The sequence below is a fragment of the Pseudomonas sp. GW821-FHT10B02 genome (genome assembly GCF_059415665.1).
Genome location: NZ_JBWKNR010000002.1, coordinates 248706 through 261807, shown reverse-complemented (window position 1 = coordinate 261807; position 13102 = coordinate 248706). Strand labels below are relative to the sequence as shown.

General features: G+C 61.2%; 13 protein-coding genes. 3 read left to right on the top strand and 10 right to left on the bottom strand.

Going from position 1 to position 13102, the window contains the following annotated elements; translation table 11 throughout:
* Positions 1–81 precede the first annotated feature (81 nt).
* The 4 genes from thrC to xerD all read right to left on the bottom strand — a co-directional run bounded on the left by thrC (position 82) and on the right by xerD (position 4681).
* Positions 82–1491, bottom strand: coding sequence for a threonine synthase (gene thrC / locus AC07OF_RS04195; protein WP_157193841.1), 1410 nt, complete (start codon positions 1489–1491; stop codon positions 82–84).
* A 27-nt stretch (positions 1492–1518) separates the two neighbouring features.
* Positions 1519–2823 (bottom strand): homoserine dehydrogenase, encoded by a 1305-nt coding sequence (locus AC07OF_RS04190; protein WP_157193843.1) that lies wholly within the window; start codon positions 2821–2823, stop codon positions 1519–1521.
* An 81-nt stretch (positions 2824–2904) separates the two neighbouring features.
* Positions 2905–3639 carry a bifunctional protein-disulfide isomerase/oxidoreductase DsbC gene (gene dsbC / locus AC07OF_RS04185; protein ID WP_495072592.1) on the bottom strand — a complete coding sequence of 245 codons (735 nt, stop codon included), beginning with the start codon at positions 3637–3639 and terminating at the stop codon, positions 2905–2907.
* A gap of 145 nt (positions 3640–3784) precedes the next feature.
* Positions 3785–4681, bottom strand: a complete 897-nt coding sequence (gene xerD / locus AC07OF_RS04180; RefSeq protein ID WP_157193847.1) for a site-specific tyrosine recombinase XerD — start codon at positions 4679–4681, stop codon at positions 3785–3787.
* 76 nt (positions 4682–4757) lie between these two features.
* On the opposite strand from xerD, the gene AC07OF_RS04175 reads away from it, so the two are divergent.
* Positions 4758–6575, top strand: coding sequence for a cation:proton antiporter (locus AC07OF_RS04175; protein WP_495072591.1), 1818 nt, complete (start codon positions 4758–4760; stop codon positions 6573–6575).
* Here AC07OF_RS04175 and AC07OF_RS04170 read toward each other — a convergent pair.
* The 6 genes from AC07OF_RS04170 to ffh form a co-directional block, all read right to left on the bottom strand.
* The gene (locus tag AC07OF_RS04170; RefSeq protein WP_495072590.1) at positions 6561–6968 is read right to left on the bottom strand and encodes an acyl-CoA thioesterase; all 408 of its coding nucleotides are present in this window, start codon (positions 6966–6968) and stop codon (positions 6561–6563) included. The genes AC07OF_RS04175 and AC07OF_RS04170 overlap by 15 nt on opposite strands.
* 94 nt (positions 6969–7062) lie before the next feature.
* Entirely contained in the window at positions 7063–7413 is a 351-nt protein-coding gene (rplS, locus tag AC07OF_RS04165) for a 50S ribosomal protein L19 (protein ID WP_010220244.1), read from the bottom strand.
* Between the two features lie 42 nt (positions 7414–7455).
* Positions 7456–8208: a tRNA (guanosine(37)-N1)-methyltransferase TrmD gene (gene trmD, locus AC07OF_RS04160; protein WP_038614159.1), complete on the bottom strand. Its 753-nt coding sequence runs from the start codon at positions 8206–8208 to the stop codon at positions 7456–7458.
* A 3-nt stretch (positions 8209–8211) separates the two neighbouring features.
* Positions 8212–8748 carry a ribosome maturation factor RimM gene (gene rimM, locus AC07OF_RS04155; RefSeq protein ID WP_038614161.1) on the bottom strand — a complete coding sequence of 179 codons (537 nt, stop codon included), beginning with the start codon at positions 8746–8748 and terminating at the stop codon, positions 8212–8214.
* Between the two features lie 5 nt (positions 8749–8753).
* Positions 8754–9005 (bottom strand): 30S ribosomal protein S16, encoded by a 252-nt coding sequence (rpsP, locus tag AC07OF_RS04150; protein WP_038614163.1) that lies wholly within the window; start codon positions 9003–9005, stop codon positions 8754–8756.
* A 235-nt stretch (positions 9006–9240) separates the two neighbouring features.
* Complete coding sequence (gene ffh / locus AC07OF_RS04145; RefSeq protein ID WP_038614165.1) at positions 9241–10617, bottom strand: signal recognition particle protein; 1377 nt, start codon at positions 10615–10617, stop codon at positions 9241–9243.
* Positions 10618–10813: 196 nt separating this feature from the next.
* On the opposite strand from ffh, the gene AC07OF_RS04140 reads away from it, so the two are divergent.
* Together AC07OF_RS04140 and AC07OF_RS04135 are read left to right on the top strand one after the other, a co-directional pair.
* A complete protein-coding gene (locus AC07OF_RS04140; RefSeq protein ID WP_157193852.1) occupies positions 10814–11626 on the top strand; it encodes a cytochrome C assembly family protein in 813 nt (270 codons plus the stop codon).
* 12 nt (positions 11627–11638) lie between these two features.
* Entirely contained in the window at positions 11639–12850 is a 1212-nt protein-coding gene (locus tag AC07OF_RS04135; RefSeq protein WP_476445936.1) for a transporter associated domain-containing protein, read from the top strand.
* Positions 12851–13102 lie beyond the last annotated feature (252 nt).

Sequence of the window (13102 nt, the reverse complement as noted above, 5' to 3'; positions counted from 1 at the left end):
CCATCGGTGCGCCTGGCATTGGCCGGCTGAGAAACGAAAAGCCCGTCAAAGACGGGCTTTTTTTGTGAGCCTGGTGATCGCTCAGAGTGGCTTGCCGCGATTGCCATGCTGACTGACGAAGGCTTGTACCGCCTTCAGATCATTGGCCAGAACCGTGCATCGTTCTTCGCGTTCGAACAGGTCGCTCAGATGCGCCGGCAGCTCCAGCGCCTTGCCGACACCCGCCTTCTCCACCGCTTCCGGGAACTTGACCGGATGCGCGGTGCCCAGCACCACCATCGGCGTGTCCAGGCTGCGACGGCACTCGCGGGCGGCTTTGACGCCAATTGCGGTGTGCGGATCAAGCACTTCGCCAGTCTGGGCGAAGACTTCGGCGATGGTCTCGCAGGTTTGCGCATCATCTACCGCCAGCGAATCGAAGAGCTTGCGCGCTTCGGTCCAGCGATCCTGTTCGACGCTGAAACCACCGCCCTGCTTGAAGTTGTCCATCAGCCCGGCAATCGCCGCGCCGTTGCGACCGTGCAGGTCGAACAGCAGGCGCTCGAAGTTGGACGAGACCATGATGTCCATCGACGGCGACAGGGTCGCGTGCAGGGTTTCCTTGACGTACTGGTTACCGCTCATGAAGCGGTGCAGGATGTCGTTGCGGTTGGTGGCGACGATCAGCTGGCTGATCGGCAGGCCCATGTTGCGTGCCAGGTAACCGGCGAAGATGTCGCCGAAGTTGCCGGTCGGAACCGAGAACGCCACCGAGCGCGCCGGACCACCCAGCTGCAGGGCAGCGTGGAAGTAGTAGACGATCTGGGCCATGATCCGCGCCCAGTTGATCGAGTTGACCGCTACCAGGCGCGTGCCCTTGAGGAAGCCCTGGTCAGCGAAGCTGGCCTTGACCATTTCCTGGCAGTCGTCGAAGTTGCCTTCGATGGCGATGTTGTGGATGTTTTCGCCGAAGATGGTCGTCATCTGCCGGCGTTGCACTTCCGAGACACGTTGGTGCGGGTGCAGGATGAAGATGTCGACGTTGTCGCAACGACGGCAGCCTTCGATCGCCGCTGAGCCGGTGTCTCCGCTGGTGGCGCCGATGATCACCACGCGCTCGCCACGCTTGGCCAGCACATGGTCAAGCAGACGACCCAGCAGTTGCAGGGCGAAGTCCTTGAACGCCAGGGTCGGGCCGTGGAACAGCTCCAGCACCCATTCGTTGCTGTTCAGCTGACGCAGCGGCGCGACCGCGGCGTGGGCGAACTCGCCGTAGGTTTCTTCGAGAATCTTCTTGAAGTCGGCATCGGCAATGCTGCCGGTGACGAACGGGCGCATCACCCGGAAGGCCAGCTCGTGGTATGGCAGGCCGGCCCAGGAAGCAATTTCTTCCTGGGTGAAACGCGGCAGGTTTTCCGGCACGTACAGGCCGCCATCGCTGGCCAGACCGGCCAGCAGGACGTCTTCAAAATTCAGGGCCGGTGCCTGGCCGCGGGTACTGATATAACGCATGACCTAATCCTCTAACGCAAAGACTGCTCAGTTCAGTTGTTCGACGCGGATACGCACGACGTTGCCGACCACATCCTGCAAGGCTTCCAGGGCGGTAATGGCATCGTTCATACGTTGTTCGAGCACACTGTGGGTGAGCAGGATCATTGGCACCAGGCCGTCTTGTTCCTCGACTTCCTTCTGCATGATCGATTCGATGTTGATACCGCGCTCCGAAAGGATGCTTGCCACCTGGGCCAGAACGCCCGGGTGATCCTTGGCCTGGATACGCAGGTAGTAGGCCGATTCGCAGGCTTCGATCGGAAGAATCGGGTGGGCCGACAACGAGTCCGGCTGGAAGGCCAGGTGCGGTACGCGGTTCTCCGGATCGGAGGTCATCGCGCGGACCACGTCGACCAGGTCAGCGACGACCGAGGACGCGGTAGGCTCCATGCCGGCGCCAGCGCCGTAGAACAGGGTCGAACCTGCAGCATCACCGTTGACCATGACCGCGTTCATCACGCCGTTGACGTTGGCGATCAGGCGGTCGGCCGGGATCAGCGTCGGGTGCACGCGCAGCTCGATGCCGTTGGCGGTGCTGCGTGCCACACCTAGGTGCTTGATACGGTAGCCCAGCGCTTCGGCGTAGTTCACATCGGCGGTGGTCAGCTGGGTGATGCCTTCGGTGTAAGCCTTGTCGAACTGCAGCGGAATACCAAAGGCGATGGAGGCCAGGATGGTCAGTTTGTGCGCAGCATCGATGCCTTCGACGTCGAAGGTCGGATCGGCTTCGGCATAACCCAGCGCCTGGGCTTCGGCCAGCACGTCAGGGAACGCACGGCCTTTTTCGCGCATTTCGGTAAGGATGAAGTTACCGGTACCGTTGATGATCCCGGCGACCCAGTTGATGCGGTTGGCCGACAGCCCTTCGCGGATCGCCTTGATCACCGGAATACCGCCTGCCACAGCTGCTTCGAAGGCGACGATCACGCCCTTCTCGCGCGCCTTGGCAAAGATCTCGTTGCCATGCACGGCGATCAGCGCCTTGTTGGCGGTGACCACGTGCTTGCCATTGTCGATAGCCTTGAGCACCAGGTCGCGGGCCACGGTGTAACCGCCGATCAGTTCGATGACAATGTCGATTTCCGGGTTCGTTGCGACCTCGAATACATCAGCGGTAATGGGGGTACCGGTAATCTGGCAATTCGGGTTTGGCGAACGCATGGCAATCTGTGCCACTTCGATACCACGCCCGGCGCGGCGGGCGATTTCCTCGGCGTTACGCTGAAGTACATTGAAGGTACCGCCACCGACGGTCCCCAACCCACAGATGCCTACTTTGACCGGTTTCACTGTGAACTCCCCATTGAACGAACGACGCGAAGCCGTCCGTGATAACAGCCGCCTCCCCATGGTGACGGCTCGCTTGTTGAATTATTTACCGCCGGCCAACGCCAGCTTGGCAACCTGCGGCGCCGGTTGATAACCCGGGATCACCTGACCGTCCTCAAGGACGATGGCCGGGGTCCCGTTGACACCAATCGACTGGCCCAGCTGGAATTGCTTGCCGACCGGGTTGGCACACTTGGCAGCCTTGATTTCTTTGCCGTCGATCATCTTGTCCAGCGCGGCCTTGCGGTCGCTGGAGCACCAGACAGCTTGCAGTTGTTCGTCGCCCGGGGAGCCGAGGCCCTGGCGCGGGAAGGCAACGTAGCGCACTTCGATACCGCGGCGGTTTAACTCAGGAACTTCGGCGTGCAGCTTGTGGCAGTACGGGCAGGTCGTGTCGGTAAACACAGTGATGTGCGATTTGGTTTCGCCCTTGGCAGGATAAACCACCATCTCCGCGGCTGGAATAGCATTGATGCTCTTGGCGATGGCCTGACGCTCGGTTTTTTCCGTCAGGTTGACCGGCTTGCCGTTCTGGATCTGGAACAGGTAGCCCTGCACGACGAACTGGCCGTCGGCGCTGGCGTACAGTACACGGCCGCCTTCCAGCTTGACTTCGTACAGACCGTTCAACGGGCTTGAGGCAACGCTCTCGACCGGTACACCGATTTCCAGGGACTGCAGGGTCTTGCGGATCGCCTGCTCGGCGTTGTCGGCGGCAGCGGCAAAAGTGCTGACCAGCGCCAGGGCGGCGGTGGCGATAATCTGGGTCACGCGCATGGGAACTCCTGAAGGCGGGCAAAGGGCCAGGCAAGCAACGCACGTCCTGAAAGGACGATGGTCGTACGGCCCTTGATGCAAACCGCCCAAGCCTACCACATCATGCCCGCCCAGACCGCCCCCAGGCGATACAAGCGCTGCGCGATCAGCCGCGCGGGTGATGCCTGGCGTGCAGTTCCTGCAAACGCGCCCGGGCAACATGGGTGTAGATCTGCGTGGTCGACAGATCACTGTGGCCCAGCAGCATCTGTACCACCCGCAAGTCGGCACCGTGATTGAGCAGGTGCGTTGCAAACGCATGGCGCAAGGTGTGCGGCGACAGGCTTTTACTGATGCCAGCGACCTGGGCCTGATGCTTGATCCGGTGCCAGAAGGTCTGCCGGGTCATCTGCTCGCCGCGCAGGCTGGGAAACAGCACATCACTCGGACGCCCGCCGAGCAGCTCGTTGCGCCCGTCGCGCAGGTAGCGCTCGATCCATACCACCGCTTCTTCGCCCATGGGCACCAGGCGCTCCTTGCTGCCTTTGCCCATCACCCGCAACACCCCCTGGCGCAGGTTGACCTGATCCAGGGTCAGGCTCACCAGCTCGGTGACCCGCAAGCCGCAGGCATAGAGGACTTCGAGCATGGCCCGGTCGCGCTGACCGATCGGCTCGCCCAGGTCTGGCGCCTGCAGCAACGCCTCGACGTCCTCTTCCGACAGGGATTTGGGCAGCGGCCGCCCCAACTGTGGCATGTCGACCTGCAAGGTCGGATCGACACCAATCAGTTTTTCCCGCAGCAAATAGCGATAGAAGCCACGCACACCGGAGAGAAAGCGTGCGGTCGATCGCGGCTTGTAGCCCTGATCCAGGCGCCAGGCCAGGTGATCGAGAATCAGCTCGCGCCCGGCATCGGGCAATGCCACGCCGTGCTCCTGAAGCCAGCCATTGAACAGCGCCAGATCACTGCGGTACGACTCGCGGGTATTGTCGGCCAGGCCTTTTTCCAGCCACAGGGCATCGAGGAACTGGTCGATCAGGGGATGCTCTAGTGCGGGCATGACAACTCGAAGGCAAAAGACAGAAACGAAAAATTGCCGCTAGTCTTCCACAACACGGACGGCATAGGGAATTGGAATGAGCGAGCAACAGATATTGCTGACTTTCGGTGGCATCGGAGGCGCTGCCCTTGCCTGCCAGTGGCTGGCCTGGCGCCTGAAACTGCCGGCCATCCTCTTTCTCCTGCTCAGCGGCATTCTCGCCGGACCGATCCTCGGCTGGCTTGACCCGCAAGCGATGTTCGGCCCGCTACTGATGCCCCTGGTGTCGCTGGCCGTGGCGCTGATCCTGTTCGAAGGCAGCCTGACCCTGCACCTGTCGCAATGGCGTGAGATCGGTACGGTGGTCCGGCGCATGGTCACCCTTGGCGCGCTGTCAACCTGGCTCATCATCACCCTGGCCACCCATTGGCTGCTCGACTTCGACTGGATGCTGGCGACCTTGTTCGGCACCCTGACCCTGGTCACCGGACCTACGGTAATCGTGCCCATGCTCCGCGTGGTTCGCCCGAAATCGGCGATTGCCAACATCCTGCGCTGGGAAGGCATCGTCATCGACCCCATCGGCGCCCTGCTGGCGGTAGTGGTGTACAGCTTCATCATTGCCAGTGCGGCGGGCAACGGCCTGAGCCAGAGCCTGATGACCTTTGCCGGGGTGATCCTCTGCGGCAGTGCCTTCGGCGCCGCCGGCGGCTGGATACTGGGCCAGGTCATACGCGAGCAGTGGCTACCCGAGTACCTGCACAACCTGGCGTCGCTGGCTGCGGTGCTGGGCATTTTCATTGCCGCCAATCAGATGATGCACGAATCCGGCCTGCTGGCGGTGACCATCATGGGCATGTGGCTGGCCAACATGAAAGGCGTGGATGTCCGGCAGATCCTGCACTTCAAGGAAAACCTGAGCGTGCTGCTGATTTCCGGGCTGTTCATCCTCCTCGCCGCACGCCTGGACCTGCATGCCCTGATCGGTCTAGGGCCAGCGGTGCTGGCACTGTTGCTGGTGATCCAGCTGATTGCCCGGCCACTGAACGTCGCACTGTCGACCTGGGGCTCGCAGCTGAACTGGCGCGAGCGAGCCTTGCTGAGCTGGATCGCCCCGCGCGGGATTGTCGCGGCAGCGGTGTCGGCGATCTTTGCCATTCGCCTGCACGAGGCCGGCCACCAGGGCGCCTTGCTGCTGGTGCCGCTGACCTTTGCGGTGATCATCGGCACCGTGGTGCTGCAAAGCGCCACGGCGCGACCGCTGGCGCGCCTGCTGAAAGTGGCCGAGCCCGCCCCCAGCGGCTTTCTGATCGTCGGTGCCAACCCACCGGCCCGGGTCATTGCCAAGGCGCTGCAACAACTCGACTGCCGGGTGCTGCTGACCGATTCGAGCTGGGAAAACATCCGTGCCGCGCGCATGGAGGGGCTGCCGACCTACTTTGGCAATCCGGCGTCACAGCATGCCGACGCCCACCTGGACCTGGTTGGCCTGGGCCACCTGCTCGGGCTTTCGCCTTCAGGAGAACTGAACACCCTGGCCTGCGCACGCTTTCGTCATGACTTTGGCCACGCGCGCCTGTTCGTGCTGGCCAGCGGCCTGGAGGCACGGCGCAGTGACAAGCATCGCGCCAGCGATGAACATCGTGGTCACGTTCTCGGCACCCAGCTCCTGACATACGTGCAACTGGCCAACCAGCTACATCAGGGCGCCGAGCTGTACAGCACCCACCTGACCGAGACCTTTGGCTGGGAGGATTATCAGGTGCTGCATGGCGAGCGGGCGACCTTGCTGTTTGCCCGGGATGCCAGTGGCTGGGTGCATGTGTTCGGGCCGGACAGTGTGCTCAAGCCGGGGGCCGGGTGGACGGTGGTGGCGTTGATTCAACCCGCGACAAATGATTCAGAAGCCGGGTAGTACCGGTACCGGCCGCTTGTCGTCATCGATGGCAACAAAGCTGAACAAGCCATGGATGGCCTTCTCGCGGTTGTCGCAGCTCATGCTTTCGACAAACACCTCGACCTCGACCTTGAGGCTGGTGTTACCGACGCTGGCCACCCGGCCAACCAGTTCGACAATGGAGCCGGCGGCAATCGGGTGCTTGAAGTCGATCCGGTCGGTAGACACGGTCACCAACGGCAAGCGGCAAAAACGCGTGGCGGCGATGAACGACACTTCGTCCATCCAGGCCAGGGCGGTTCCGCCAAACAGGGTGTTGTGGTGGTTGGTGGTGGACGGGAACACCGCTTTGGTGACACGGGTCACCGACAGTTCGGTGCGGCGTTCGATTTCCTGCTCTCTGGGGCTCATAAACTTCACATCAGGGACAAATTGCAGACAACAAAAAAGCAGCCCGAAGGCTGCTTTTTTCGCATGGCGGCCGCAGCCGCCGGTCAAACTGTCATCAGGACAGTTTTTCCTTGATGCGAGCGGCTTTACCGGACAGGTCGCGCAGGTAGTACAGCTTGGCTTTACGCACGTCACCACGACGTTTCACGGCCAGGCTGTCGATTTGCGGGCTGTAGGTCTGGAAAGTACGCTCTACACCAACACCGTTGGAGATCTTGCGAACAGTGAAAGCGCTGTTCAGACCACGGTTACGCTTGGCGATTACAACGCCTTCGAAAGCCTGCAGACGCGAACGATCGCCTTCCTTCACTTTCACCTGAACGACGATGGTGTCGCCCGGGGCAAAGGTCGGGATCTCTTTGGACATCTGCTCAGCTTCGATCTGCTGAATGATTTTGTTGGTCATGCTGTGCTCCTAAGGTAAATCGTCGGATCTACCATCGATACGTTAACTATCGTCCCGCTCTCGGAGATACTCCTCGAGCAGCTTCTTCTCTTCTCCAGAAAGTGAGCGACTTTCCAGAAGATCGGCGCGTCGTTCATAGGTCCGCCCAAGGGACTGCTGTAAACGCCATCGCCGGATGTGTGCATGGTTGCCACTAAGCAACACGTCGGGAACACGCTGATCCGCATACACCTCCGGTCGGGTGTAGTGCGGGCAATCAAGCAGACCATCGGTGAAGGAATCTTCCTCCGCCGAGTCCGCATGCCCTAAAGCTCCGGGCAGCAGTCGCGTAACCGCATCAATCAGGACCATCGCCGGTAGCTCGCCACCAGACAGGACATAGTCGCCAATCGACCACTCTTCATCGACATGAGCTTCAATAAAACGCTCGTCAATGCCTTCGTAACGACCGGCTATCAGAATCAACGATTCGTGCTTCGCCAGGTCTTTGACCGCCGACTGAGTCAGCTTGCGGCCTTGCGGACTCAGGTAAATCACCTTCGCCGCCTCTCCGGTTGCCTGCCTGGCATGTACCAGGGCGTCTTCCAGAGGCTTGATCTTCATCACCATGCCCGGACCACCGCCAAACGGCCGATCATCCACCGTGTGGTGACGATCTGTGGTGTAGTCCCGCGGATTCCAGCAGGTCAGTTGCAACAACCCCTGTTTCACCGCGCGGCTGGTAATGCCGTACTCACTGATGGCCGAGAACATCTCGGGGAACAACGTAATGACATCTACGCGCAGGCTGGCCATTGCTTAGAAGTCCGCATCCCATTCCACCCTCATCTCGCCTGCAACCAGGTCGATCTTCAACACGCATTGCTCTGTATAGGGCAACAGGCGTTCACGATCATCCAGGCTGCCCGCGCAGGGCTTGACCACCATTACATCGTTCGCGCCGGTCTCCAACAGGTGATCAACCTTGCCGAACAGCTGTTCGTCCTGGTTGATGACTTTCAGACCTACCAACTGGTACCAGTAGTACTCGTCGCTAGGCAGGTTGGGCAAAAGGCTACGCGAGATACAAATCTCATAACCGCTCAGAAGACGTGCTTCATCACGATCGTCGAGGCCTTTGAGCTTGGCGACCAGGTCCTTTTGAGTGGAACGGCCACTGACCAGCTCGACCTGTTTTACCTTCCCTTCGTGCCGAAGCGTCCAGTTACGGTAATCCAACAGGTTTTCAATCGGATCGGTAAAGGAAAAGACCTTCACCTCGCCGCGAACGCCGTGAACCGAAAAAATCTTGCCGACAACGATCAAGTCATCAGCTTTTTCTGGCGTCGCGCTCATCGTGCTCAGGCAGCAGCCTTGGCAGCTTGTTTCAGCAGTTGAGCAACGCGCTCGGACGGCTGTGCGCCAACGCTCAGCCAGTGAGCAACGCGGTCTTCTTTAACGGACAGACGAACTTCCTGACCACGAGCGATAGGGTTGAAGAAACCAACCTGCTCGATGTGCGAACCGGTAACCGGGTTACGCGAGTCGGTCACGGTCAGGGTGTAAAACGGGCGCTTTTTAGAGCCACCACGGGCAAGACGGATGGTTAGCATTGAACATCGTTCCTGTAGTCGGTGCTGCAAATCATAATGCACAGCGGGCACACGGGTGCCCGAAAGGCCGCATATTCTCAAGGAATATCCGGACTTTTGCAAATGCCTTTTTACCGGGGCAAATAGGCCTGCCTGCTGATTTGCGAATAACGCTGCCTTATATAAGGCAACAGTGTCCCGCCGAGGGCGGGGTTCCGATCATCGGCGCGCATTCGCGCCGACGACCTGAATAGGGTTACAGCTTGGGCATGCCGCCGCCGGGCATCATACCGCCCAGGCCGCGCATCATTTTCGCCATGCCGCCTTTGGCAGAAAACTTCTTCATCATCTTCTGCATCTGCTTGTGCTGCTTGATCAGGCGACCGATATCCTGCACCTGGGTGCCGGAGCCCATGGCGATCCGGCGCTTGCGCGAACCGCTGATCAGCTCAGGGTCGCGGCGCTCGGCCGGGGTCATGGAGTTGATGATCGCTTCCATCTGCTTGAACTGCTTTTCGGCTGCGCCCTGGGCATTGCCCATCTGCGCCAGGTTGACCCCGCCGATGCTCGGCAGCTTGTCCATGAGGCCGCCGAGGCCGCCCATGTTCTTCATCTGTTGCAGCTGGTCACGGAAGTCTTCGAGATCGAAGCCCTTGCCCTTCTTCAGCTTCTTGGCCAGTTTGTCGGCCTTTTCCTTGTCGAGGGTCTGTTCGGCCTGCTCGATCAGGCTGAGTACGTCGCCCATGCCGAGGATGCGCGAAGCAATACGGTCGGGGTGGAACGGCTCGAGCGCTTCGCTCTTCTCGCCCATACCGATGAACTTGATCGGCTTGCCGGTAATGGCCCGCACCGACAGCGCGGCACCGCCACGGGCGTCACCGTCGACCTTGGTCAGGATCACACCGGTCAGCGGCAGCGCATCACCAAACGCCTTGGCGGTGTTGGCAGCATCCTGACCGGTCATGGCGTCGACCACGAACAAGGTCTCGATCGGCTTGACCGCGGCGTGCAGGTCCTTGATCTCGGTCATCATCTCGGCGTCGATGTGCAGACGACCGGCGGTGTCGACGATGACCACGTCGATGAACTTCAGCTTGGCTTCACGGATCGCCGCTTCAGCGATGGCCACTGGCTTCTGGCTGATGTCGGACGGGAAGAAGGTAACGCCGATATCGCCCGCCAGTGTCTCCAGCTGTTTGATCGCCGCCGGACGGTAGACGTCAGCCGACACCACCATCACCGACTTCTTCTTGCGCTCTTTCAGGAAGCGCGCCAGCTTGCCGGCGGTGGTGGTCTTACCCGCACCCTGCAAACCGGCCATCAAGACCACCGCTGGCGGCGCGGCGTTGAGCGTCAGCTCTTCGTTGGCCGCACCCATCATGCCTTCGAGCTCGGCCTGGACAATCTTCACGAATGCCTGGCCCGGGGTCAGGCTGCGCGACACCTCGGTGCCGACCGCGCGCTCCTTGATCTTGTTGACGAAATCCTTGACCACCGGCAGGGCGACGTCAGCCTCGAGCAACGCCATACGCACTTCACGCAGGGTGTCTTTGATGTTGTCTTCGGTCAGCTTGGCCTTGCCAGTGACATGGCGCAGCGTCTGTGACAGACGGTCGGTCAGGTTTTCAAACATGGTGATCCTTTCAGGCTCTGTAGAACCGAGGTTTATCAGCTGCCTCTGGCGTATTCGACGGGCCTTGGGCAGGGGCAGATCGGCGATTATAACGAAGACTCGGGCAAGCGCACACCTCGCCGTCGGCTGGCAGTCTTCCTTGGCAGGCGCGTTCTATGCCAAACTCAATTCTTTTCGGGCTTGCCTAACAGGACTTATGCTCCCTTTGTCACCCAGTTTGCTACCCAACCTGATCGCCGCCTGCCTGTATGCCGCCGCGACTCTCTATCAAGGCTCCCGCCTGGCGCAAGGCGCCAAGGCCGACAAACGCCTGCTCGGCCTGCTGGGCGCGCTGGCGGTTGTCGCCCAGGGCACGGCACTGTTCTGGCAGTTGCTCACGCCCCTGGGCCTGAGCCTGGACTTCTTCAGTGCCGCCAGTCTGATCGCCACGGCGGTGATTGCCCTGACCTTGCTGGCCTGCCTGCGCATTCCGGTGGAAAACCTGCTGCTGCTGTTGTTCCCGCTGGGCATGCTGACGGCGCTGACGTCACAGTTCGCGCCACCGGGCACGGTGCCGCTGATCAACGAAGAACCGGGGATTCTGGCGCATATTCTGCTGTCGATCCTGGCCTACGGCATGTTCACCATCGCCGTGTTCCAGGCGCTGTTGCTGCTGCTTCAGGACCACCAGCTCAAACACAAGCACCCTTCGGGGCTGATCAAGAACTTCCCGCCCCTGCAAACCATGGAAAGCCTGCTGTTCGGCTTTCTCTGGGCCGGCTGGGGGCTGCTGTCGCTGTCGCTGATTTCCGGCTGGCTGTTCCTCGACAACCTGTTTGCCCAGCACTTGGTACACAAGACCTTGCTGGCCTGCGTGGCCTGGATAGTCTTCAGTGTGCTGCTGTGGGGCCGCACCCGCCTGGGCTGGCGCGGTCACAAGGCGATCCGCTGGACCCTCGCCGGGTTCTGCCTGCTGATGCTGGCCTACTTCGGCAGCAAGCTGGTACGCGAATTCATCCTGCATATCTGACGGGCACAGTTAATGGACGCGCTGCCGTTAGGACCCTTGCTTGGCATACTGGTACTGGCCCTGCTCTGGTCGGCGCTGTTCACTGCGGTGGACGCCGCCCAGCAGCAACTCAATAGCGCCCGGCGCAACGGCCTGACCGACGAACACCCGGAACTGGCAGTCGCGCCACAGGCCCTGGTGCTCTGCTCGACCCTGGGCAAACTGCTGGTGCTGGCCCTGGCCTGTCTGCTGGGTCAGCGCTACAGCGGTGAACACGGTTTCTGGCTGGCCGGGCTGGGCGCCGCTGTCGTACTGCTGGTGCTGGCCGAATACCTGCCACGGCAACTGGCCCGGCGCAATCCGCACACCTTCATTGCCCTGGGCAACAGCCTGCTCAAAGCGCCGCTCAAGCTGCTCCAGCCCCTGGCCTGGCTGCTCGATGGCTGCGCGCGATTGCTGCTGCGCCCGTTTCGCATCCAGCCGCATGCGGTGAGCCTGCACGAGCAGGACGACGATGCCGACGCAGAAGAACACCTGCACGCCGACCATCGCCTGAATCTGCCCGAAAGCCTGCTGGCGCTGGACAAGATCACCGTCAATGACATCCTGGTGCCACGCAACGACGTTGACGGTATCAACCTCGACGACCCGATCGAGGCGATCATCGAGCAACTGATCATCAGCCGCCACACCCGCCTGCCGGTGTACCACAGCGACATCAACCAGGTCGAAGCCATCCTCAACACCAAGCTGATCAGTCACCTGCTGCCCAAGGCCGAACTAACCCGCGAGGCCCTGCAGGCGGCCTGCTACGACCCCTACTTCGTCCCGGAAAGCACGCCCCTGCAATTGCAGTTGCTCAACTTCCACAAGCAACAGCGGCGCCTCGGCGTGGTGGTCGACGAATATGGCGAGGTATTGGGCATCGTCACCCTCGAAGACATTCTCGAGGAGATCGTCGGCGAATTCGAAGACGAGCACCACCAGGACAACCCGCACATTCACCCGCAGGGCGACGGGCGTTTTGTCATCGAAGGCACCGTGTCGATTCGCGAGCTTAACCGCAGCCTCGGCTGGCACCTGCCCAGCGACGGGCCGAAGACCCTCAACGGCCTGGTCACCGAAGCGCTGGAAAGCATTCCGGCCAGTGCGGTATGCCTGAAGATCGGCCGTTATCGCCTGGAAATCCTCGAAACAGAAGACAATTGTGCCAGCCGCATACTGGTCTGGACCGTGACTCGCTAGCTATACTGCGGTCACGCTTACCCAGCCTGGCCGTCTCGCTTGCTACCCGCTCCCAGCGTCTCCCGGCCAGCCCGCACAACTGAATAGCGCTTTTCCGGCATTGCTTCACACCCCGAACATTGCCTGCGCCGCCCCTATCCCCAACGGGCGTATGCTCAGTCACGCGACCAACAACAATACGCTTCGGCTCCCGCTTGCGGCGCTTGCGTGCTGATGCCTGCCCATGCAGGCCGGCAACGGCGTCCATGGAGC

Bases quoted from the DNA above. Each gene is read 5' to 3' on its own strand.
- rimM (WP_038614161.1), bottom strand. From the start codon at position 8,748: ATGAGCGCGACGCCAGAAAAAGCTGATGACTTGATCGTTGTCGGCAAG.
- dsbC (WP_495072592.1), bottom strand. From the start codon at position 3,639: ATGCGCGTGACCCAGATTATCGCCACCGCCGCCCTGGCGCTGGTCAGC.
- xerD (WP_157193847.1), bottom strand. From the start codon at position 4,681: ATGCCCGCACTAGAGCATCCCCTGATCGACCAGTTCCTCGATGCCCTG.
- rpsP (WP_038614163.1), bottom strand. From the start codon at position 9,005: ATGCTAACCATCCGTCTTGCCCGTGGTGGCTCTAAAAAGCGCCCGTTT.
- AC07OF_RS04140 (WP_157193852.1), top strand. From the start codon at position 10,814: ATGCTCCCTTTGTCACCCAGTTTGCTACCCAACCTGATCGCCGCCTGC.
- thrC (WP_157193841.1), bottom strand. From the start codon at position 1,491: ATGCGTTATATCAGTACCCGCGGCCAGGCACCGGCCCTGAATTTTGAA.
- rplS (WP_010220244.1), bottom strand. From the start codon at position 7,413: ATGACCAACAAAATCATTCAGCAGATCGAAGCTGAGCAGATGTCCAAA.
- AC07OF_RS04170 (WP_495072590.1), bottom strand. From the start codon at position 6,968: ATGAGCCCCAGAGAGCAGGAAATCGAACGCCGCACCGAACTGTCGGTG.
- AC07OF_RS04135 (WP_476445936.1), top strand. From the start codon at position 11,639: ATGGACGCGCTGCCGTTAGGACCCTTGCTTGGCATACTGGTACTGGCC.
- trmD (WP_038614159.1), bottom strand. From the start codon at position 8,208: ATGGCCAGCCTGCGCGTAGATGTCATTACGTTGTTCCCCGAGATGTTC.
- AC07OF_RS04175 (WP_495072591.1), top strand. From the start codon at position 4,758: ATGAGCGAGCAACAGATATTGCTGACTTTCGGTGGCATCGGAGGCGCT.
- ffh (WP_038614165.1), bottom strand. From the start codon at position 10,617: ATGTTTGAAAACCTGACCGACCGTCTGTCACAGACGCTGCGCCATGTC.